Annotated in this window: 22 protein-coding genes and 1 tRNA gene; 14 read left to right on the top strand and 9 right to left on the bottom strand. The window is 66.7% G+C overall.

Features of this window, described 5'->3' with window-relative positions; genetic code table 11:
• Positions 1-134 precede the first annotated feature (134 nt).
• A complete protein-coding gene (locus tag OSB52_RS16415) occupies positions 135-560 on the bottom strand; it encodes a DoxX family protein (RefSeq protein ID WP_266062743.1) in 426 nt (141 codons plus the stop codon).
• A gap of 198 nt (positions 561-758) precedes the next feature.
• On the opposite strand from OSB52_RS16415, the gene OSB52_RS16420 reads away from it, so the two are divergent.
• Together OSB52_RS16420 and OSB52_RS16425 are read left to right on the top strand one after the other, a co-directional pair.
• Positions 759-2114, top strand: a complete 1356-nt coding sequence (locus tag OSB52_RS16420) for a M1 family metallopeptidase (protein WP_266062744.1) — start codon at positions 759-761, stop codon at positions 2112-2114.
• A gap of 22 nt (positions 2115-2136) precedes the next feature.
• Complete coding sequence (locus OSB52_RS16425) at positions 2137-3396, top strand: lipopolysaccharide biosynthesis protein (RefSeq protein ID WP_266062745.1); 1260 nt, start codon at positions 2137-2139, stop codon at positions 3394-3396.
• Here OSB52_RS16425 and OSB52_RS16430 read toward each other — a convergent pair.
• On the bottom strand, positions 3339-4208 hold the full coding sequence (locus OSB52_RS16430) for a glycosyltransferase family 2 protein (protein ID WP_266062791.1): 870 nt from the start codon (positions 4206-4208) through the stop codon (positions 3339-3341). The genes OSB52_RS16425 and OSB52_RS16430 overlap by 58 nt on opposite strands.
• Positions 4209-4257: 49 nt before the next feature.
• On the opposite strand from OSB52_RS16430, the gene ppgS reads away from it, so the two are divergent.
• Entirely contained in the window at positions 4258-4962 is a 705-nt protein-coding gene (ppgS, locus tag OSB52_RS16435; RefSeq protein WP_235721824.1) for a polyprenyl-phospho-N-acetylgalactosaminyl synthase PpgS, read from the top strand.
• A gap of 7 nt (positions 4963-4969) precedes the next feature.
• Complete coding sequence (locus tag OSB52_RS16440) at positions 4970-5311, top strand: DUF2304 domain-containing protein (protein ID WP_235721823.1); 342 nt, start codon at positions 4970-4972, stop codon at positions 5309-5311.
• A 163-nt stretch (positions 5312-5474) separates the two neighbouring features.
• Here OSB52_RS16440 and OSB52_RS16445 read toward each other — a convergent pair whose 3' ends face one another.
• Together OSB52_RS16445 and rfbA are read right to left on the bottom strand one after the other, a co-directional pair.
• A complete protein-coding gene (locus tag OSB52_RS16445; RefSeq protein WP_235721822.1) occupies positions 5475-6092 on the bottom strand; it encodes a dTDP-4-dehydrorhamnose 3,5-epimerase family protein in 618 nt (205 codons plus the stop codon).
• Position 6093: 1 nt separating this feature from the next.
• Positions 6094-6969: a glucose-1-phosphate thymidylyltransferase RfbA gene (rfbA, locus tag OSB52_RS16450; protein WP_266062746.1), complete on the bottom strand. Its 876-nt coding sequence runs from the start codon at positions 6967-6969 to the stop codon at positions 6094-6096.
• A gap of 89 nt (positions 6970-7058) precedes the next feature.
• On the opposite strand from rfbA, the gene rfbB reads away from it, so the two are divergent.
• Positions 7059-8063: a dTDP-glucose 4,6-dehydratase gene (gene rfbB, locus OSB52_RS16455; RefSeq protein ID WP_266062747.1), complete on the top strand. Its 1005-nt coding sequence runs from the start codon at positions 7059-7061 to the stop codon at positions 8061-8063.
• A 13-nt stretch (positions 8064-8076) separates the two neighbouring features.
• On the opposite strand, the gene OSB52_RS16460 is transcribed toward rfbB, so the two are convergent.
• On the bottom strand, positions 8077-8964 hold the full coding sequence (locus OSB52_RS16460) for an alpha/beta hydrolase (protein ID WP_235721819.1): 888 nt from the start codon (positions 8962-8964) through the stop codon (positions 8077-8079).
• An 86-nt stretch (positions 8965-9050) separates the two neighbouring features.
• Between OSB52_RS16460 and galE the strand changes: the two genes are divergently transcribed.
• Positions 9051-10070 (top strand): UDP-glucose 4-epimerase GalE, encoded by a 1020-nt coding sequence (gene galE, locus OSB52_RS16465; RefSeq protein WP_235721818.1) that lies wholly within the window; start codon positions 9051-9053, stop codon positions 10068-10070.
• A gap of 8 nt (positions 10071-10078) precedes the next feature.
• Here the strand turns inward: galE and OSB52_RS16470 are convergent, their stop codons facing one another.
• The 3 genes from OSB52_RS16470 to OSB52_RS16480 are packed head-to-tail and all read right to left on the bottom strand — an operon-like array spanning position 10079 to position 14085.
• On the bottom strand, positions 10079-12115 hold the full coding sequence (locus tag OSB52_RS16470) for a DUF6541 family protein (protein WP_266062748.1): 2037 nt from the start codon (positions 12113-12115) through the stop codon (positions 10079-10081).
• 39 nt (positions 12116-12154) lie between these two features.
• Positions 12155-13441 carry an MFS transporter gene (locus tag OSB52_RS16475; protein ID WP_235721816.1) on the bottom strand — a complete coding sequence of 429 codons (1287 nt, stop codon included), beginning with the start codon at positions 13439-13441 and terminating at the stop codon, positions 12155-12157.
• The gene (locus OSB52_RS16480) at positions 13438-14085 is read right to left on the bottom strand and encodes a GntR family transcriptional regulator (RefSeq protein WP_235721815.1); all 648 of its coding nucleotides are present in this window, start codon (positions 14083-14085) and stop codon (positions 13438-13440) included. Before OSB52_RS16480 ends, OSB52_RS16475 begins: the two co-directional genes overlap by 4 nt.
• A 248-nt stretch (positions 14086-14333) precedes the next feature.
• On the opposite strand from OSB52_RS16480, the gene OSB52_RS16485 reads away from it, so the two are divergent.
• Entirely contained in the window at positions 14334-15554 is a 1221-nt protein-coding gene (locus tag OSB52_RS16485) for an NAD(P)-dependent malic enzyme (RefSeq protein WP_235721814.1), read from the top strand.
• A gap of 69 nt (positions 15555-15623) precedes the next feature.
• On the opposite strand, the gene OSB52_RS16490 is transcribed toward OSB52_RS16485, so the two are convergent.
• Entirely contained in the window at positions 15624-16292 is a 669-nt protein-coding gene (locus OSB52_RS16490) for a 4a-hydroxytetrahydrobiopterin dehydratase (RefSeq protein WP_266062749.1), read from the bottom strand.
• 60 nt (positions 16293-16352) lie between these two features.
• Here OSB52_RS16490 and OSB52_RS16495 point away from each other — a divergent pair, with 60 nt between their 5' ends.
• The 7 genes from OSB52_RS16495 to OSB52_RS16525 all read left to right on the top strand — a co-directional run bounded on the left by OSB52_RS16495 (position 16353) and on the right by OSB52_RS16525 (position 20269).
• Entirely contained in the window at positions 16353-16949 is a 597-nt protein-coding gene (locus OSB52_RS16495) for an ASCH domain-containing protein (RefSeq protein WP_266062750.1), read from the top strand.
• A 188-nt stretch (positions 16950-17137) separates the two neighbouring features.
• A tRNA-Thr gene (locus tag OSB52_RS16500) sits at positions 17138-17213 on the top strand.
• A gap of 146 nt (positions 17214-17359) precedes the next feature.
• Positions 17360-17563 (top strand): hypothetical protein, encoded by a 204-nt coding sequence (locus OSB52_RS16505; RefSeq protein WP_235721811.1) that lies wholly within the window; start codon positions 17360-17362, stop codon positions 17561-17563.
• A 6-nt stretch (positions 17564-17569) separates the two neighbouring features.
• Positions 17570-18493: a LysR family transcriptional regulator gene (locus OSB52_RS16510; protein WP_266062751.1), complete on the top strand. Its 924-nt coding sequence runs from the start codon at positions 17570-17572 to the stop codon at positions 18491-18493.
• 218 nt (positions 18494-18711) lie between these two features.
• Positions 18712-18873 (top strand): hypothetical protein, encoded by a 162-nt coding sequence (locus tag OSB52_RS16515; RefSeq protein ID WP_266062752.1) that lies wholly within the window; start codon positions 18712-18714, stop codon positions 18871-18873.
• Between the two features lie 5 nt (positions 18874-18878).
• Entirely contained in the window at positions 18879-19850 is a 972-nt protein-coding gene (locus tag OSB52_RS16520; RefSeq protein ID WP_266062753.1) for a hypothetical protein, read from the top strand.
• Positions 19850-20269 (top strand): hypothetical protein, encoded by a 420-nt coding sequence (locus OSB52_RS16525; protein ID WP_266062754.1) that lies wholly within the window; start codon positions 19850-19852, stop codon positions 20267-20269. Before OSB52_RS16520 ends, OSB52_RS16525 begins: the two co-directional genes overlap by 1 nt.
• Positions 20270-20331 lie beyond the last annotated feature (62 nt).

Genomic DNA, 20331 nt, shown 5'->3' on the forward strand with positions numbered 1-20331 from the left:
TACTCGATCGGCGGATAAAGCCGCGCGCGGAACCGCCTACGGATGACACCGCGTGCCGACCCTCCGACGGATGACACCGCGTGCGGAACCGCCGACGGATGACACCGCGCGCCGACCCGCCGACGGCTGGTGCGTCAGTCGACGACTGCGCCGCGACGCCGGCGGCGGAAGACGTAGTGGTCGGCGGCGGCGGAGCCGGCCTGGGCGAAGCCGACCGCGAGCAGACCACCGATCAGCGCCAGCGGGAGCTCGTAGCCGCCGTCGGCGGCCCAGAAGCCCGCGTCCCAATGGGCGTAGGCGATGGCGCCGATCATGTCGGCGATCAGCAGGATCGCGACGATGGGCAGGAACAGGCCGAGAATCAGCAGGATGCCGCCGACGAACTCCACCCACGTGGCGTACTGCGCCGCGAGATTCGGCGCGGGTATCCCCATCGAATCGAAAGCGCGCTCGGTGGCGTCGATTCCGTTGGTGTGCAGCTTCTGCCAGCCGTGCATGATGAAGATGTAGCCAAGAATCAGTCGTGCCAAGAAAAACGTCACACTGCGAATGCCGAACATTGCTCTCCCTTGTCGTCCCGACCATCACAACCGGACTACGGTCCGCTTGATCTACACTTTCTCACGCCATCGCCGTCGCATGCACACGGCACCCGACAGGTAACCTGAGTCTCCGCAACACCACGCGACATCAAGGCGAATACCCCGTTCGCGTGCCGTGACACATTGCGCCGCGTTCGAACACAGATCGGAGAGTCAGTGCCGGGAAAGTCGGCGAAGGGTCCACGAGAACCGCTGCTGGGCGCCCCGCTGGATGCACTCGACCCATACCTGCCCGACAACGGCAACCTCGGCTACCGCATCTCGCGCTACGACCTCGACCTCGAGTACAAGGTGTCACCCAACCGACTATCCGGGGTGGCGACGCTGACTGCAACGTCCTTTGTCGCGCTGCGGAAGTTCACACTCGATCTCGCCTCGTCGCTGTCGGTGTCGCGCGTGACGGTCAACGACAAGCGGGCCCGTTACAGTCACCGCAGCCGCAAGCTGTCGATCACCCCGGATGCCCCGGTACCGCCGGGCGGGGCGATGACCATAGTCATCCGCTACGCCGGCACCCCCCGCCCTATCCGCGGTGCGTGGGGTGAGGTCGGTTGGGAGGAGCTCTCCGAGGGCGCTCTGTGCGCCAACCAGCCCAACGGCGCGGCATCGTGGTTCCCCTGCGACGACCACCCGAGCGCCAAGGCGCCCTACCGGATATCCATCACCACCGACAGCCCCTACTACGCGCTCGCCAACGGGGTGCTGGAATCCAAACGGTCCCGGGCCGCACAGACCACTTGGGTGTACCAGCAGGTCGAGCCGATGCCCACCTACCTCGCGTCGATCCAGATCGGTCCGTACGTCAAGAAGACGTTGGCCAGCAAGCCGATCCCCGTCGACGCCGTGCTACCGGGACGGCTGGTGTCCAACCTCGACGTCGATTTCGGGCGCCAGGTCGAAATGATCGACACCTTCGTCGAGATGTTCGGACCCTACCCTTTCCCCCGCTACACCGTGGTGATCACCGACGACGACCTCGACATCCCGATCGAGGCGCAGAGCTTCTCCACCTTCGGCGCCAATCACTGCGACGGCTCCCAACGCGCGGAACGGCTCGTCGCCCACGAGCTGGCCCACCAGTGGTTCGGCAACTCCGTCACCCTGTCACGCTGGCGCGACATCTGGCTGCACGAGGGATTCGCCTGCTACGCGGAGTGGCTGTGGAGTCAGCGTTCGGGCGGCAAGAGCGCCACCGAATGGGCGCGGCACTACTACGACAAACTCGCAGCGAACCCCGTGCGCGCCACACTCGCCGATCCCGGTCCGCGCCGGATGTTCGACGACTGGGTCTACAAACGTGGCGCACTCACCTTGCACGCCCTGCGCCTGACCATCGGCGACGGCAACTTCTTCGCCCTGATCAAACGGTGGACGGACAAATATCGGTACGGTTCGGCGACGACCGAGGACTTCATCGCGCTGGCCGCCAACTACTCGACCATGTCGCTGACCCACCTGTGGGACGAGTGGCTCTTCACCGCGGCGTTGCCGGACTTCCCCGGTCCGTCCTGAGCATGATCGACGAGCTCGGCCGATGACCGGCGAGACGGCCGCGACGCGGCGCACCTCCGGCGCCATCGGCCGGGTCACCGTGGCCACGCTGATCGCGGCCGCGTCCGGTTACGTGGTGCTGCTGTTAGCGGCCCGTCAGCTCGGCGCAGCGGGCTACGGCGTGTTCGCGGTGTTCTGGGCCGCCTACGGGATGGTCACCGGCGCCCAGAACGGGCAGTTGCAGGAGACCACCCGCGCCATCCGGGCCGGTATCGACGGCGCCAACGCACCGGGTCGTCGGCCGTGGCTGATCAACGGCGCCATCGGAGTGACGATCGGCCTGCTGGTCGCAGTGACGTCTCCGCTGTGGAGCGGGCTGGTCTTCGACGAACAGCGCGGGCTGTCGGTGCTGCTGCTGGCCATCGGCGTCGCATCGTTCGGGGTGTACGCCCACCTCGCGGGCGCGTTGTCGGGGGCGGTGTCCTGGGGTGCGTTCGCGATGCTGCTGTCGGTGGACGCGGTGATCCGTCTTGTCGGCGCCGTGCTCACGGTGGTGTTCGACGGCGACGTGACCGCGTTTCTGGTGATCACGGTGATCGGCTCGGTGTCCTGGATGGTGCTGTTGGCGACGTCGCCTGCCGCCCGCGCGGCAGTCTGTCTGCCCGCCGATGTCACCGCGCGCCGATTCACCGGCAACACGGTGACCGCGATGGCGGCCGCCGCGGCCAGCGCGGTGCTGGTGATGGGTTTCCCGGTGCTCATCACCGCGACCGGCGCCGACGCCGACCCCGCCGCGGTGGGCGCGGTGGTGCTCGCCGTGACGCTGACCCGTGCGCCGCTGTTGGTGCCGCTGAACAGCTTTCAAGGGGTGTTGATCACGCGTTTCGTCGACGCCGGTCGGCGGTTGGGGGCGGCGTTGCGAGCCCCGTTCGTCGCCGTCGCCGCGATCGGCGTGGTGGGGTCGGGGGCCGCGTGGCTGATCGGACCCTGGCTGCTCACGGCGGTATTCGGCGCGGATTTTCGGCTCAGCGGCGCCGCGCTGGCCGCGTTCACCCTGGGTGCGACGACACTGGCGTTGCTGACCGTGACGGGGGCGGCCACGATCGCCGTCGGCGCACACCGCTGGTATGCGGCCGGCTGGTGGGTGGCGACGCTCGCCTCGATCGGGTTGTTGCTGCTACCGACCGACGTGACGGTCCGCGTGGCGATCGCGTTGCTCGGCGGCCCGGTGGTGGGGATGGCGGTTCACGGTGTGGTGTTGGCCGGGCGCAGTCGGCCCGCGGTGGCCAGCACACGCGATTGAGCGTGGTTGAGCCGCGACGTCGCGTGCAGGCGGGCGGCACGCGCGGCACGCGGCCAGCCTCGCTGCGCGCACCGGCGGGCTTCCTCGGCGAAGAAGGCGTTCTCCTCGGCGAACCGTCGTCCGTCGACGGCCTGCACCGAACTCACCGACGCCTCATGCCGGCGATATCGGAACGCCACGCGCGCATCGTGCACGAGCGAGCCGCCGCCGGCCGCCAGGTCGACGAGCAGGGCAAGGTCGAGCACGATGTCCAGCCCCGGCCGAAACCCGACCTCACGGACCGGATCGGTACGCCACAGCAGCGACGGAAAATAGGTCCAGTTGCCGTGGTAGAGGCTGGTCGCCATGGCTTCCCCGCGCAGCACGGCCGGCCGCCCGGGCTGCGCGCGCGGCGTCAACAGGGTCTTGATCCGGTCTCCGAGTGGGCGCACCACACGACCGTCGTCGTCGATGACCTCCACCCCCGGGGCGATGACCGTCGCCTGCGGATGGTCGCGGGCCAACGAGCGCACGCCCGCCACGTAGTCGGGCAGCATCACGTCGTCGCAGCCCATCACCACGAAGTACTCGGCCTCCACCAGTTCCACGCATCGCCGGAAGTTTCCGTTGACACCCAGATTGGTCTCGTTGCGCAGGTAGTGGATGCGCGGATCGGCCACAGACGCCAGCCACGCGGCGGGCTCCGGGTCGGGATAGCAGTCGTCGATGACGACGAGCCGCAGGTCTCCGTCACTCTGGTCGAGCACGCTGGTGACCGCCTGCCGGAACTGGGCGACGTCGCCGTAGAACGGCATCATCACGTCGATCGGCACCCGACCAGGGTAGGTCATGGCGACAGTCCGCTCGGCTAGGGTTACCCGCATGACCTCCGGCGCCACCAGCAACGATGACGTGTGGCTGGTGATACCCGTTTTCAACGAGGCGCAGGTGATCCGGGATGTCGCGGCGAATGCGGCGAAGACCTTTCCCAACATCGTCTGCGTCGACGACGGCAGCCGCGACGATTCCGCCGCGCAGATCCGAGCGGCGGGAGTACGACTGGTACGGCATCCGGTCAATCTCGGTCAGGGTGCGGCCATCCAGACCGGCGTCGAGTATGCGCGCGCACAACCGGGAGCTCGGTATTTCGTCACCTTCGACGCCGACGGACAACATCGGGTCGACGACGTCGTCGCGATGATCGAGCGGCTGCGCACCGAGCCCGTCGACATCATCGTCGGCACCCGCTTCGCCGAGGGGCGCAGCGAGTCGGTGCCGCTGCTGCGACGAATGGCGTTGCGCACCATCGTCTTTCTCAGCCCACGAACACGACGCCTCGGACTGACCGACGCCCACAACGGATTACGCGCCTTCAACAAGACCGTGGCCGACGACCTCGACCTGGTGATGGCCGGGATGAGTCATGCTTCGGAGTTCGTGGCCCTCATCGACCATCACGGCTGGCGGGTGGCCGAGCAGCCCGTCACCATCTTGTACACCGACTACTCCCGGGCGAAGGGACAGTCCCTGATCAATGGCGTCAACATCGTCGCCGACGGACTGCTGCACCCGCGAATGAGGAAGTGAGCACCACATGATCTGGCTGCAGATCCTCGCCATCGTCGGGCTGGTGGTACTGGTGGCGTTCTTCGTCGTCAACCGCGGCACCGCTCGCGCCTCGGCGGGCGTGAAGATCCTGTTCGTGGTGTTTGTGGCATTCGGCCTGTACGCAATGCTTCGCCAGGACGACATCACCTGGCTCGCCAACAAGATCGGCATCCAACGTGGCCTCGACCTCGTGTTGTTCCTGTTGGTGATCGCCTTCGCGTTCACTACCGTGTCGACCTACCTACGATTCCGCGAGCTCGAGATCAAGTACGCGAGATTGGCGAGGGCGGTTGCCCTGCGCGACGCGGAGAATCAGCAGAAACCCTAGGCCGCCAAGTCTTGACACGGTAGTCGACCCCTTCGCGTCGAGAGAACCCCAAAAATCGCCGAGAGAACCCAGCTTCTCGCCGACGGCATCCGATTGTGGTGGGGCTGGGTTCTCTCGGCGATTTTTGGGGTTCTCTCGACTACCGTGTCAAGACTTGGGGAGGTTAGGTCGCGAGGGTGCGCAGGTAGGTGGTGACGTCGTCGTGGTTCGGGAGCAGGCCGGAGTCCCGAGCCTCCGACAAGCCCGGCGCGGCAGTGTCTTTCGCCGACAGCTCGTAGCTCAACGGGCTACCGTCACGAGCGGTGTTCGGCCACTCGATGCCCAGTTCCGCGTCGAGGGGGTTGATGCCGTGTTCGGCGCCCGGGTTGTAGCCGGTCGAACAGAGGTAGGTGACCGTCGAGCCGTCGGCGAGCGAGCAGAAGGCGTGACCGAGCCCTTCGGAAAGATACACCGCACGGCGGTCGACGTCGTCGAGCAGGACCGTGTCGTAGGTGCCGAAGGTCGGCGACCCGACCCGGATGTCGACGATGACGTCGAGAATCGCGCCCGACGGACAGGTCACGTACTTGGCCTGCCCGGGCGGGACGTCGGCGAAGTGCACACCACGCAGTACGCCCGCCGCCGACACCGAGAGGTTCACCTGGGCGAGGTCGAGCCGATGGCCGATCGCCTCGGCGAGCAGATCTGCCTTGAACACCTCCGCGAACAGACCGCGATCGTCGCCGTGCTGCACCGGGGTCAGTTCCCACGCCCCGTCTATCGCCAGTGGTCGCAACTTCATGTCAGAAGCCCTTTCCGCGGTCGAGTAGCTCCAGCAGGTAACCGCCGTAGCCGGATTTGCGGAGTTTCTCGGCGCGTATCCGCAATTCGTCATCGTCGATAAATCCGCGTCGCCAGGCGATCTCTTCGGGCACCGCGATCTTGAGCCCCTGCCGCTGCTCGACCGTACGTACGAAGTTGCCGGCGTCCAGCAAGGAGTCGAAGGTGCCGGTGTCGAGCCACGCGGTGCCGCGCGGCAACACCTGCACCGCCAGCCGCCCCTGCTCGAGGTAGTGCGCGTTGATGTCGGTGATCTCGTATTCACCGCGGGCGCTCGGGGCGAGGTTGCGCGCGATCTCGACCACGTCGTTGTCGTAGAAGTACAAGCCCGGCACCGCATAGTTGGAACGCGGGTGCTGCGGCTTCTCCTGTAACGCCACCGCACGACCGCTTTCGTCGAAGTCCACCACCCCGTACGCCGAAGGGTCGGCCACCCAGTAGGCGAAAATGGCGCCGCCGTCTACGTTTTCGAATCCCTGTAGCTGACTGCCCAATCCGGGGCCGTAGAAGATGTTGTCTCCCAAGACCAGCGCCACCGACTCATCACCGATGTGGTCGGCACCGAGCACGAATGCCTGTGCGAGTCCGTCGGGCGACGGTTGCGTCACGTACGTCAGGTTGATACCGAATTGCTCACCGGTGCCCAGCAGCCCGCGGAATGCGGCGCTGTCGTGCGGCGTGGTGATGATCATGATGTCTCGGATGCCGGCGAGCATCAGCGTCGACAGCGGATAGTAGATCATCGGCTTGTCATAGACCGGCACCAACTGCTTGCTGACGCCCTGGGTGATGGGGTGCAGGCGGGTGCCCGTGCCTCCGGCGAGGATGATGCCGCGCATAGCGCCCAGCCTAGGGCATAGCGCACACGTCCCACCCGGTCACCGCACCCGACGGTACAGTGACGGTCGTCCAACGGAAGGGTCGAGTCATGCGGGTTCTGGTCACCGGGGGTGCCGGTTTCATCGGCGCCAATTTCGTGTTGCGCACGCTCGCGCAACGCCCCGACGTCGAGATCACCGTGCTCGACAAACTCACCTACGCCGCCAACCCGGCCACCCTGGAGTCGGTCGCCGACCGCATCGATCTGGTCGTCGGCGATGTCGCCGACGCCGCGCTGGTCGATCGGCTGGTCGCGGCCGCCGACGTGGTGGTGCATTTCGCCGCCGAATCCCACAACGACAACTCGCTGGCCGATCCGTCGTCGTTCGTGCAGACCAACCTCGTGGGCACGTTCGCCCTGTTGGAGGCCGTCCGCCGCCACGACGTGCGGTATCACCACATCAGCACCGACGAGGTCTACGGTGACCTCGATCTCGACGACCCGACCCGGTTCACCGAGGCGACCGCCTACAACCCATCGAGCCCGTATTCCTCCACCAAGGCCGGCTCGGATCTGCTGGTGCGGGCATGGGTGCGGTCATTCGGTCTGCGGGCGACGATCTCCAACTGCTCTAACAACTACGGGCCCTATCAGCACATCGAGAAGTTCATCCCGCGCCAGATCACCAACGTGCTCGCCGGAGTGCGGCCCAAACTGTATGGCGACGGCCTCAACGTGCGCGACTGGATTCACGTCGACGACCACAACGACGCGGTGTGGACCATCATCGAACGCGGTGAGATCGGCGAGACGTATCTGATCGGCGCCGATGGCGAGGTGAACAACCGCACCGTCGTCGAGACCATCCTGGAGTTGCTGGGACAGCCCGCAGACGCCTTCGACTTCGTCACCGACCGGCCCGGCCACGACCGCCGTTACGCCATCGACTCCACCCGGCTGCGCACCGAATTGGGTTGGCAGCCGCAATATCTGGACTTCCGATCCGGTTTGTCGGCGACCATCGACTGGTACCGCGCCAACCCTGACTGGTGGCAACCGCACAAGCAGGCCGTCGAGGCGAACTACGCGGGCACCGAGCGGGTCATCGGCTGAGGGTGGGCAGGGCTCACCCCAGCGGCACCACCCGGTCGAGGAAGTCCACCTGGTCGGCGACGACCTCCTCGAAGGCGTCGCCGACGTAGATGTCGAAGTGTCCCTCGGGATAGCGGATCAACTGCGTCGTCGGGCCCCGGTGGGCGTACCGCACCGTCTGCCGTGGTGGCGCGACACTGTCCTTGTCACAGACGCAGACCAACACCGGGCAGGTGAGCTCGGCGAGTGCGCGTCCTGGATGATGCAGCGCGATCTCCGGCACCACCCGCGCCGCGACCTCGTTGGTGAACGCCTGACCATCGGGTACCAGCGGGAGATACCCCGCGACCACATCGGGCGCCGTCATCAGCGCCGTATCGTGGGGCTCGCCTGCCAACCCCACCATCACCGGATCACGCCGCAGAAGCTTCGCCGCGAGGTCGGCGATGGCCCGCCCGGTCACCCGGACCGCCGTGGCCGGCTCCATCGCGAGCACCGACGCGGTGCCGCTGGTGAACGGGCATTGCGCGATCACCGCGGCGACGTCGCCGTCGCGCGCGGCCGCCACCATCACGTGGCCACCACCGAATGAGGTGCCCCACAAGATCACTCGCCGGTTGTCCACCTCGGTGAGGCTGCGCGCGAACGCGATCGCCGCCGCCCAGTCCTGCAGCTGCCGGCGCACCGACAGCAGTTGCCGCGGCTGACCATCGCTGGCCCCGAAGTGTCGGTAGTCGAAGACCAGACAGGCATACCCGGCGTCGCAGAATCGCTCGGCGAAGGCATCGAGCCGCATCTCTTTGATGGCGCCGAGCCCGTGCGCCATCACGATGATCGGCGCGGGCCGGTCGGCCTCCGGGAGGTACAGCCACGCCCGACACGTCACACCTCTGGAACCGAACTCCACGTCTGCGCGCGCCATGCGCCGACGGTATCCGTTGGGCATGAGGCGGACAACACACAGACTCCCCCACGCTGCCTGCCAGCTGCGACGCATACGGTGGAGCCATGCGCGTACTCGTCAGCGGCGGCGCCGGCTACATCGGCTCGCACACCGTCATCCGTCTCGTCGAGGCCGGCCACGATGTGGTGGTGGTCGACGACTTCAGTAACGCCAAGCCGACCGTCGTGGGCCGGCTGGAGGCGTTGACCGGGCGCCCCATACCCGTGCATGCCATCGACCTGACGGACACCGACAAGACCGAGCATCTGTTCGCGCACGAGCAGATCGACGCGGTCATCCACTTCGCCGGCTTCAAGGCGGTCGGCGAGTCGGTGGCCAAGCCGCTGGCCTACTACCAGAACAATCTCGACAGCACCTTCTCCCTGCTACGCGCGATGGACCGCCACGATGTGCGGACACTGGTGTTCTCGTCGTCGGCGACGGTGTACGGCGCCGAACCCGAACTCCCGATGACCGAGGATCTGCCGACCTCGGCCACCAATCCGTACGGCTGGACCAAGGTGATGATCGAGCAGATCCTGTCCGACGTCGCGGCGAGCGACGACCGGTGGCGGATCGCCGCGTTGCGCTACTTCAACCCGGTGGGCGCCCATGCCAGCGGCGACATCGGCGAGGACCCCAGCGGTATCCCCAACAACCTGATGCCGTTCGTCGCGCAGGTGGCGGTGGGGCGACGCGAGCAGCTGTCGGTATTCGGAGACGATTACGACACCGTCGACGGCACCGGTGTGCGCGACTACATCCACGTCGACGATCTCGCCGCGGGGCACGTGGCCGCCCTCGACACCGTGGGCAGCCGCGCCGAACCGATGTCGGTGTGGAACCTGGGCACCGGACAGGGTGTGTCAGTGCTGCAGGTGATCAAGGCGTTCGAACGGGCCAGTGGCCGCCCGATCCCGTATGAGATCGCGCCGCGACGGGCCGGCGACATCGCCGCCTCATACGCCGATCCGGCCCGCGCCAACGCGGACTTGGGGTGGCGGGCCACCAAGACCATCGACGACATGTGCGCCGACACCTGGCGGTGGCAGTCGAAGAACCCGAACGGGTATCCCGACGCCTGAGTGCGTACTCAGCCGGCCGGCCGGTAGACCTGTTCGTTGACGCGATAGACGCTCACGTTGCCCTGCCGGAACACCTCGGTCAGTCCGGGTGCACCGGAGTTGCGCAGCGCCAGGAACGGGTCGCCCTGCACCCCGTTCTCCGGGTCGGGCACCCCGTTCTGGAACTCCCAATAGCTGGGCGGGCTGTCGATGACGTAGTGCACGTTCATGTCGCGCACGATGCCGTCGATGTAGGGGTCGGCGCCGATCTGGGAGACACCCCAGAACAGGTCGCGCTGCCGTTGGGAGAAGTCGTTGGCCCGGTAGAACGGGAACATCGGGGTGACCCCGGTGACCGGATACAGCCAACCGGTGCCCTGATCGAGATTGTTGAGCACCAGCACGTCGTGGGCGTCGGGTTGCTCGGCCAACCAGTGATAGGCGTCCAGATCGTCGGGCCCGATGTACTTACCGCCACGTTCCTTCGACGCTATCTGCGCGTCGGCCGGGTAGCGCACCACCCCGGCGCCGGCGATCAATGCGATGAGCACGACCGCTACGGCGGGCAGCGCCCAACGAGCCGATCGCGGCGACGTCCGGTCACGTCCGGCCACCCAGCCGGCGACCGCCACCGCCGCAGCGCCCAGTGCGCACCCCGCGGCAGCCGCGGAAAACATCGCCACCACAAAGGTCAGTCGATGGGGTGAGTTGTAGAAATAGCCACCGATGGCGCCCAGCGGATAGGACAGCACACCCAGCGAGACGACCGAGTTGGCGGTGACGAGCACGAACACCAGCCAGCCGGCCAGCCCCGCCCAGCACCGCATCCAGGCCAGGACCGCCAGACCGAGCACCGTGAGGACGATGAGCGCCCAGATCGGATAGTGCTTCTCCAGTGGAATGGTGCCGTTGAACGCGGCCTGCGCCAGACCGGACAACACCCCGACCCCTTCTTCGCGGAAGTCGAAGAAGGGTAGTTCGTTGGTGTCGGCGACCTTGATGGTGCCGTAGACGACCGGCGCGATCCCCACCACGGTGAGCAGCCCGGCGACGGCCAGCGTCGCCAGATCACGCAGCCGCCCGTACGCCGGGTGCCACAAACCCTCGAGCAGCAGCCACAGCACCACGATCACGCCGGCCAGGATCAGACCGGACGGATGGGTCGCGGTGACCCCGGCCATCGCCGCGGCGGCCGCCAATACTCGGCGCCGGTCGCGGACGGCACTGATCACCAGAATCGCGGCGATAGGCGCCATCGACACCCCCACCGCGTTGGGCACCGACGTAAGCTGCACCTCCACATAGGGCAGTGACGGGAACAACGCCGACGCCGCAGCCGCAGCCCCGGCCACCACCGCCGAGCGCGACGGGTCGAAGCGATGGCGGGCGAACCAGTAGGCCAGCGCGGCGGCCCCGAACGGAACGGTGATCGCCAACACCGCGGGCGAGTAGGTGTTGTAGAGCTCTACCGGGTCGGCGCCGGTGAGGGGGAAGAGGATGGCGCCCAGTGCATGCCAGGTGTTCGGGTAGTAGTTGAAGCCGTGGGTGTCATAGTTCATCAGTTCGCCCATGCGTAGCGCCGAACCGACCCCGGTCTCGTCGATCCAGCGCAGCGAACTGGCATGCCACAGGGAGTCCCACACCTGCGAGATGTTGCCCAGACCGGCAAAGGCGGTCGTGACGAGCGGCCGGATGCAGGTGATCGCGATGATGATCGCGCCGACACCGGCACCGGCGGCCAACGGCACTGCCGCACGCCATCCGAGCGGTGGGTCGTCGTCTGCGCGGTTCGGGGCGAACGTCGCGAAGCGGCGGGTGGCGAGCAGCGCCGCATACACCCATGCGAACAGCAGTGTGATCACCAGCGCGAGGAGCGCGGTGACGATGTTCCACTCGAACCCGATCGCCGAGTACAACACGGTGAACACGCTGACGACGGCGAAGGTGATCGGCGGGCCGGCGGCGATCGCCACCGGCCAGGGCAGCAACATGCGGCGTCCGACGAGGGCGCCGGGAACCACCAGCATCAGGGCCGTCACCACCGTGACCCATGCCCCCAGCATCATCGCCCGATTCCTCCCGTCGCCTGCGAACCGGAGATGAGGTTACCGGTCGGTCGTCCGGGGGATCTCGCACGCCGCGGCGCCGGGACGCTGCTGGAAGATCCGGCGGTCCGCCCGATGCCCGGCGACGACGATCGCCAGGCACACCAGCGCCGCGATGACCCCGACCCCGAACATCGCGGTGTAGGTGATCGCCGGGCGGTTCTCCGAGATCCAGGCGAGGATCACCGGCACGGCGAACCCGAGGTAAGTGACCGAGTAGAAGACCGCGGTCAGACCCGCCAGGTTGTGCGGTCCGGCGATGCGCTGCACCTCCAGCAGGCCCGCGATCATGGCCATCCCGTAACCGCAGCCCAGCACGATCGCGGCCAGCAGTGACACCCAGACGGCGAGGGTGTGTGCGGCAGCTGCCGCGAGGGCCATCCCCGCGGCGAGCACGATCAGCGCGAGGACCGGGCCGCGTGCACGGTCCGGGTCGTCGAGCCGACGTCCGAGTGACTGGATCCCGAACCCTGCGCCCAGGCCCAGCACGCAGCACAGCGCGGCGAACGCGATCGGCGCGCCGGCGGTCCGGGCCGACATCAGCGCCGGGATGACCGCGTAGGCCGACGCCGCGGCACCGAAGACCCACGGCGCGACCGGGACCACGACGAGCAGGAACCGCCGGTTGAGTACACCTGTGATGCGCAGATCGTCGGCGAGTCGGCCACGGTCGGTGCCCCGGTACCGGGTCTCCGGTGCGCCGGCCAATGCAACGAGGGCGATGCAGGCGAGTGCGATGTTGACCGCGTACGGCGTCACCGTCGGCCACGGCCCCCATTGCGCGAGCACACCCGCGATGCCCGCCCCGACCCCGAAGCCGGCGGTCAGGCTCATCGCCGCCCGACGCGCCCCGACGCCGGCGCGGTCGCCGTTGCGATGACTGATCTCCGCCAGCCAGCTGCCCCCGACCGCCATCGACAGGCCCAACGCGACTCCGCTGGCCACCCGGCCGACGCTGAGCAGGGCCAACGAGTGCGGTCCGAGTGCCAGCAGCAGCGACCCCAATCCGGCGAACACCGGCGCCGGCAGCATCAACGGCCGCCGGCCGTACCGGTCGGACAGTGGGCCGCCGATCAACAGCGCCGGGACGATGCCCAGCACATAGGTGAACAGCAGACTGTCGATGGCGACAGCCGACAACTCGCCTTGCTGGCGGTACATCACCAGCAGCGGCGTGAACTCGTTGCCACCCCACGCGGCGGTGAACAGTGCAGCCGCCACCGGCGTCCACGAACCGGGACGCGACGACGCGGGCTTCTCGACCGAGGTCTGGTCAGTCAGCGTCATGTCCGAGGACCGAGGTCGTGCACGGATGCCAGATGCGCGGCCAGTGCCGCGGCGTACGCATCGCTGTCGCCGTCGGCGACCGCGGTGAGCAGTTCGCGATGGTCGGCCAGGATGCGGGCGGCAACCGTGTCGTCGCGGCGCACGCTCGTGGTGGTCATCCTTCGGTGCCGTTCGCCGAGGCTGACGAAGAAGTCGGCGAGCAGCGGGTTGTCGCCGGCGGTGACAATCAGCTGATGGAACTCCGCGTCGATGCGGGCGAATTCTGCGATGTCGGCAGGGTCGGCCGCGCGGTGGGCGGCGAGATTGCGTTCCAGGCGCGCGGCGAGATCGGCGCGTCCGGTGGGGTCGCCGGCCAACGTGCGCACGGCGTGTTCCTCCAGCAGGATGCGCGCCTGCACCACGTCGCGGGCCTCTCGGTCGGCAACCGGAACCACCAGTGCGCCGCGCTTGGGGTACAGCCGCATCCAGCCCTCGGCCTCCAACCGCAGGAACGCTTCCCGCACCGGCGTGCGACTCACGTCACATTCTGTGGCGATGTCACCTTCGCTGATCAGCTCACCGCCGAGGATCTGGTTTGTGAGAATCTGGCCTTTGACCTCGCGATATACGCGTTCAGCTGCCGATTCACCGGTTGCGGACAACATAGATACAAGTTGTACCTTATCGACCCGATCGATCAATCGGGGGGCACCTTGATCGGCCTGTGGACACGGTGCGACACTGAGGCGGTTCCGCAGCCCGGCCACGAACGTGATCCGGGTCGCGACGGTTCGCCGTAGTGCCGAAGCGCACACGCTTCGCGCCACGGACCGGCAGTTGTAGGGGCGCCCCACCGTTGTGGCGCCACCGTAGAAACCCGCCGTTCGATGCGGGTGATCCAGGAGGAACAACCGTGGCCAGCACGGCAGACAACGCCCCCACCCACCGCACTGCGTTCAACGAGCCGTCGATCGCCGAGTTGCCGATCACCGACGAAGAGATCTTCATGGCTCACGTGGGCGGCAAACTCTCGGTGGAGTTGCGCGCGCCGATCGACACCCAGCGCGATCTGTCGATCGCGTACACCCCGGGCGTGGCCCAGGTGTCACGGGCGATCGACGACAAGGCCGAACTGGTGAATCAGTACACCTGGACCCAGCGTCTGGTGGCCGTGGTCTCCGACGGCTCTGCCGTCCTCGGCCTCGGTGACATCGGTCCGCGCGCATCGCTACCGGTGATGGAGGGCAAGTCGGCGCTGTTCCGGTCGTTCGCCGGACTCAACTCGATCCCGATCGTCCTCGACACCAAGGACCCCGACGAGATCGTCGAGACCCTCATCCGGCTGCGACCGAGCTTCGGCGCGGTGAACCTCGAGGACATCTCCGCTCCCCGCTGTTTCGAGATCGAACGGCGCGTCATCGAGGCGCTGGACTGCCCGGTGATGCACGACGACCAGCACGGCACCGCGATCGTCGTTCTGGCGGCACTCAAGGGTGCGATGGCTCTACAGGAACGCGATCTGCGCGACCTCAAGGTGGTCATCTCCGGTGCCGGTGCCGCCGGTGTGGCGTGCGCCAACATCCTCGAACACGCGGGGGTGAGCGATGTGGTGGTGCTCGACTCAAAGGGAATCGTCAGCTTTCACCGCGACGACCTCAACGAGATCAAGCAGGAACTCGCCGAACGCACCAACCCGCGCAGCCTGTCCGGCGGCGCCGCCGAGGCGCTGGACGGAGCCGACGTGTTCCTCGGTGTATCGGCCGGTCAGATCGACGAGAACGCCATCGCCTCGATGGCCGACAACGCGATCGTGTTCGCCCTGTCCAACCCCGATCCGGAGATCCACCCCGAGGTCGCGGCGAAGTACGCCGCGGTCGTGGCCACCGGCCGCAGCGACTTCCCGAATCAGATCAACAACGTGCTCGCGTTCCCGGGTGTCTTCGCCGGCGCGCTCGACGCCGGTGCGCGTCGCATCACCGAGCGGATGAAACTCGCTGCCGCAGAAGCGATCTTCTCGGTAGTCTCCGACGACCTGCGGGCCGACAAGATCGTGCCGAGCCCGCTCGACGACCGCGTCGCCCCGGCGGTCGCCAAGGCCGTCGCCGCAGCCGCCAAGGCCGAGGGCGTCGCCTAGCCCGGCCAGCCTGATCCTGTAGTACCAACGTGCGGAAAACCGCATGTTGGTACTACAAAACAGGGTCAGTCACTCCCGTCCGCGCCACGTGCACAGGCAGATCTCGTTGCCCTCGGGGTCGGCCAGCACCCACCATTCCGGCGCGAACTCGTCGGTGACCAGCCGACCACCGGCATCGAGGGCGGCAGCCATCCGCTCCTCCACCGCGTCGTGAGGGAGCCACAGGTCCACGTGGACGCGGTTGCGCTGCGACCTCGGTTCGTCCATCTGCTGAAACCACACCCCGGGGAGGATGCCCGCCGGGTCGGAGAGGTCGATTGACGTCTGCTCGGGCTCGTCGTCGTAGCCGAGGATGGCCTTCCAGAACGGGCGGACCTTGTCGACGTCGAGGACGTCGATCCCCAACTCGAAGCGTCCCGGCGGAGCGGCCGCCGGCTCCAGATCGAGGTCGGCCGCGATCGACGAGATCCGGTTGGCCAGCGCGACGTCGGCTTCGGTGAGTCGGTGCGCGCTGTGCGTGGTGAGCGCCAGATGCACTGACCCGTACCGCAGTTCCACGTCGGGATGGTGACCGGCCGCCTCGGCGGCCTCGATGATCCGTGCGACGAACTCGCCGCCGCGCACCATGTTCTTGGTCCGGAAGGCGGCGTAGACGGTGTCGGCCAAAACCCGCCACGGGTCCGAGAGCGCCTCGGTGGCCGCTGCCGCGCTGACTGGGGTTCCGCTGGATCCGGTCATGATTCGACCCTACGACTGCACCGCGCTCCTCGTGACCCGAATTCTCGGTACGCTCACGTCGTGCTCCTTCCGGCGCGAGTCGCCCACGGTGTGGCGGACGGCTCGGTAGACCTGGCCTTCCGTAGGTGGCAGGTGGCGCGAGTCCGCGCCGGGTCGACCTTCCTCAGCTCGGCCGGGCTGATCGAGATCAGGTCCGTGCGGAAGGTCTACGTCGAGGAGATCTCCGACGATGAGGCGCACCGCGCCGGATTCTCCAGCGCAGTGGCGGCGGTCGGGAAGCTCCGCCGCACCGACGACCCGGTCTTCCGGATCGAGCTGGGGTGGGCCGGACCCGACCCGCGGATCGCCTTGCGAGCCGACGACGACCTCTCCGACGACGACATCGCCGAGCTGCGTACCCGGTTGCAGCGACTCGACAATCGATCGTCACACGGCCCCTGGACACGGGCGACCCTGCAGCTGATCGCGCGTCGTCCAGCCGTCGTCTCGACCGACTTGGCAGCCGAATTGGGCAGGCCACGCGCAGATTTCAAACTCGATGTCCGCAAGCTGAAGAAACTCGGACTGACCCGCAGCCTCGACGTCGGATACGAATTGTCCCCGCGCGGCCGCGCGGTGCTGACGGTGCTCGAGGGCACCCGGCCGGGCGGCGCATAGTCGTACCCAGCCCACCGCACCGCACCGCACCGCATCGCACCCCGTCCGTAAGCAGCATCCGCTTCACCGGCGGGCCCCGAAACCGGCCAACGCGTGTGGTCTCGCACCCAAACGGGTCCGCACCGGGGCCCGGTTTGGTCACGCGCCACCGGCTCGCTAGACTCGTGGGCGCTGCCGCCGCGCAGCACGCCGCCCTAGCTCAGTCGGTAGAGCAATTCACTCGTAATGAATAGGTCAGGGGTTCGATTCCCCTGGGCGGCTCCATCTGGGATTCGGGAGAGGTTCCCTTGGCACTCGCTGGCGTCAGCTTACTCGCCCGACTATCGATCATCCGGACAACATCGCGCTCCCTATAGTGGAGTCGAGAGCATCGGTTCTTCGATAGAACGCACAGCGGCAAGGAGCGAGTGATGTCGGACTTCATCAACAAGATCAAAGAAGAAGCCAAGGCCTTCTCCGCCGCGGTCGACCAGGAGCTGACCGTCCTCGAGGGCGTCGACGGCTACGACCCGCTGCGCGACGAGGACGAGCGGTCCGACGACGACAACACCGCTGACGAAGCCGACACCCCCTCCGACGACACGGAGGGCGGCGGAACCCCCGTCAAGGAGTAGGCCCGCGTGGTCGCCCGTCGACTGCCCGACCTCGCGGCGCTCGACATCGTCGTCACCGTGGCACGCCTCGGCAGCATGGGGGCCGCCGCCCGTGACCTCGGGATCAGCCAGCAAGCGGTGAGTGCACGCGTACGTGGCGTGGAACGCGAACTCGGTGTCGAGATCTTCATCCGGTCGGCGGGTGGCGTCGACGTCACCGCGAGCGGGATGGCCGTCCTCGAATGGGCCAACGCCCTGGTGGAGCGGGGCGCCCAGTTCATGACCGGCGTGGACACCCTCATCGACGCCCGCCATGCCACGCTCGTGGTGGCCGCTTCCAAGACCGTGGCCGAGTACCTGGTTCCCCGCTGGATCACCACACTCACCCATCAGAGCGACGTGAAGATCTCTGTGCGGCCGATGAACTCGGCCGACGTCATCGAGACCGTCCACCAGGACGAGGCCGACCTCGGATTCATCGAAAGTCCCGGCAGCATCGGCGATCTCACCGACACACTGGTGGCCCGCGACGAACTGGTGGTGGTGGTCGCACCCGGCCACCCGTGGTCGGACGGGCGGACCGTCGACATCGCCGAACTCGCTGCCACACCGCTGATCCAACGCGAACCCGGTTCCGGTACGCGCGTGACCTATGAAGCAGCTCTGCAGGATTCGGGCGTCGGCCCGACCGAACCGCTCATCGAACTACGGTCGGTTACCGCGATCCGGTCGTCGGTGCTGACCTCGTCGGGGGCCGCAGTGTTGTCACGGTTGTCGGTCGACGACGACATCGAGGCGGGGCGGCTGGTGCGGGTCGAGGTGGCCGGACTGCGCATGGTGCGGCCGCTGCGCGCGGTGTGGTCGTCCCACATCCGGTTGCGTGGTCCGGCCCGCGAGCTGCTCGACATCGCTTCGAGTCACCGGTCCACGTACCGTCAACCCAACGGATGATTGCGCGGATTGTCCGATTGGGACATACTCGTCTGCCAGAGAGCCGAACATACAACCAGTGGGGGTCTGGGTTGACGGGAATTCACGTGTCTATCGAGTCCCTGCGGTCCCACGGTTTGGTTACATCGGCTGCCGCAAAAGATATTTCGGCCCCTGTTGGGTCACGAGAAATGTCCAATACGGCTCGGCTGATCCGTGGTAGCGCCACTGGAATCGTCATGACGATCCTCGATCCCATCCTTGAGACACTGATCATCCACGCGTCGAACGCACTCGACCAACTGGGCCCAACCATCGCCAAAGCAGCATCGGCATACGAAAGCGCCGACGAAGAGAGCGCCCGGAGTAGTGGCGACCACGAGGGCAGCATTCGGCTGTGATAGCCATGAGCCGTAGCGCGGTCATGGCATGGAATGCCATCGATGCAGCAACGACATCGAATGAGATTCTGACGTCCATGTCCATTGTGATAGAAGAATCGACGCGGCAGGCGGACCTCGGTGATTCCCTTCCCTCGTCAGGATCGTGGTCGGGCCCGGGCTATCAAGCGGCGGCAGAGGGCTTTACTGCACGATCGCGCCAAAACCTCCAGATCGCCGATCTCCTCTTCGATGCCGGCGCCGCGCTTCGGCGCGGCCTTGAGGAAATGCACTATGCCGCAGTCGCTTTACTGGCTCAAGCCGAGGCAGCAGAGGACGCTGGGTGCATCGTCGAGGACGGCTGGACGGTGCGAGCACGAAATGCTGCCGACGACGATGCTCAGGTCAAGGTAGCGACCTGGCAGCAGGTCATATCAAGGTACCTCCATCAGCTTGAACAGGCCGATAGAACGACTTCACTCGATGTCCAACGGGTCCTTCTGGAAGCAGCGCCGTCGCTGGGACCTCACTTGGTCAGCGACGGAGGGGGTTACACCCTCCAACTGAAGTCTAAAGGCGAGCATGGCCCTGACACCTCAGATATTGGGCCGAGGGACGTCGCGGCGCTACTGCGCGAATGCTTCAACTGCTACTTTCCAGTCGAGGGAGCGCCAAAGGAGTTTCCCGACGTCGGCGACGAACTACCGCTGGTTATCGATATCCCGGATGGGATGGGCCCAATGCAGGCACCTGTCCGGGTGACCGAAGTAGTCGAGACAGACGATGACTTCTCGTTCGAATTCGTAGGGTTGGAAAACCACTTCGACGGCGAGGGAAGCACCGTCAGGTTCCACTTCTGGAACGACACCGAGCAACTCCGGCTCAACGTCTACGCCAATACCACCGATGCACCCGTGCCCGACTATTTCAACGCACGCGTTGCAGAGATCGTCTGGGGCCGATTCCTCGGGAATGTCGTATCGGCGTCGGCCTACTGATGACGACGAAACTAGCCCACGCGCTGCAATCGCGTACCGCCGCAATCCTGGTACCCGCGATCTATCTCGGGCTCGTCTACTACGCGCACGAGCCAGACGCACTCAAGATCGCCCTCATCTTTCCGCCGACGCTCCTGTGGTGGCCTGGGATACCCACCGGATTGCTCGCCGTCCTGTGGGCAGCTTCCGACAGAACTCTTGGTGCGTGGAAGCCTGAACTCACACGCGAAGTCCGCTACGTCATCGGTGCGTGCTGCGCTTCATCGTCGACCCTCATCGTCGGCTTCATCGCGCTACATCTGGCTGGCGGTAGCGCAAGTCGCAACATTTTGAATCTATTCGTCCCGTGGGGAATCGCCCTGGTCCCGGTGACCGCAGCTGCAGCATGGGTGTGGGCGAAGCTCCCGGCTAGTGATTGAGCACCGCTAAGCGGTGCGGGCAGTGCGCTAAGGCCCGCCTGCGATGAGGTTTCGCCGAACGG

The organism is Gordonia aquimaris, assembly GCF_026262595.1.
GTDB classification, from domain to species: domain Bacteria; phylum Actinomycetota; class Actinomycetes; order Mycobacteriales; family Mycobacteriaceae; genus Gordonia; species Gordonia tangerina.

Excerpts from the sequence above, each read along its gene's own strand:
- OSB52_RS16445 (WP_235721822.1), bottom strand. The coding sequence starts at position 6,092 with ATGAAGTTGCGACCACTGGCGATAGACGGGGCGTGGGAACTGACCCCG.
- OSB52_RS16515 (WP_266062752.1), top strand. The coding sequence starts at position 18,712 with ATGACGATCCTCGATCCCATCCTTGAGACACTGATCATCCACGCGTCG.
- ppgS (WP_235721824.1), top strand. The coding sequence starts at position 4,258 with ATGACCTCCGGCGCCACCAGCAACGATGACGTGTGGCTGGTGATACCC.
- OSB52_RS16480 (WP_235721815.1), bottom strand. The coding sequence starts at position 14,085 with ATGTTGTCCGCAACCGGTGAATCGGCAGCTGAACGCGTATATCGCGAG.
- rfbA (WP_266062746.1), bottom strand. The coding sequence starts at position 6,969 with ATGCGCGGCATCATCCTCGCCGGAGGCACGGGCACCCGCCTGCACCCC.
- OSB52_RS16470 (WP_266062748.1), bottom strand. The coding sequence starts at position 12,115 with ATGATGCTGGGGGCATGGGTCACGGTGGTGACGGCCCTGATGCTGGTG.
- OSB52_RS16520 (WP_266062753.1), top strand. The coding sequence starts at position 18,879 with ATGAGCCGTAGCGCGGTCATGGCATGGAATGCCATCGATGCAGCAACG.
- OSB52_RS16460 (WP_235721819.1), bottom strand. The coding sequence starts at position 8,964 with ATGGCGCGCGCAGACGTGGAGTTCGGTTCCAGAGGTGTGACGTGTCGG.
- OSB52_RS16440 (WP_235721823.1), top strand. The coding sequence starts at position 4,970 with ATGATCTGGCTGCAGATCCTCGCCATCGTCGGGCTGGTGGTACTGGTG.
- rfbB (WP_266062747.1), top strand. The coding sequence starts at position 7,059 with ATGCGGGTTCTGGTCACCGGGGGTGCCGGTTTCATCGGCGCCAATTTC.
- OSB52_RS16505 (WP_235721811.1), top strand. The coding sequence starts at position 17,360 with ATGTCGGACTTCATCAACAAGATCAAAGAAGAAGCCAAGGCCTTCTCC.
- OSB52_RS16525 (WP_266062754.1), top strand. The coding sequence starts at position 19,850 with ATGACGACGAAACTAGCCCACGCGCTGCAATCGCGTACCGCCGCAATC.
- OSB52_RS16490 (WP_266062749.1), bottom strand. The coding sequence starts at position 16,292 with ATGACCGGATCCAGCGGAACCCCAGTCAGCGCGGCAGCGGCCACCGAG.
- galE (WP_235721818.1), top strand. The coding sequence starts at position 9,051 with ATGCGCGTACTCGTCAGCGGCGGCGCCGGCTACATCGGCTCGCACACC.
- OSB52_RS16475 (WP_235721816.1), bottom strand. The coding sequence starts at position 13,441 with ATGACGCTGACTGACCAGACCTCGGTCGAGAAGCCCGCGTCGTCGCGT.
- OSB52_RS16425 (WP_266062745.1), top strand. The coding sequence starts at position 2,137 with ATGACCGGCGAGACGGCCGCGACGCGGCGCACCTCCGGCGCCATCGGC.
- OSB52_RS16415 (WP_266062743.1), bottom strand. The coding sequence starts at position 560 with ATGTTCGGCATTCGCAGTGTGACGTTTTTCTTGGCACGACTGATTCTT.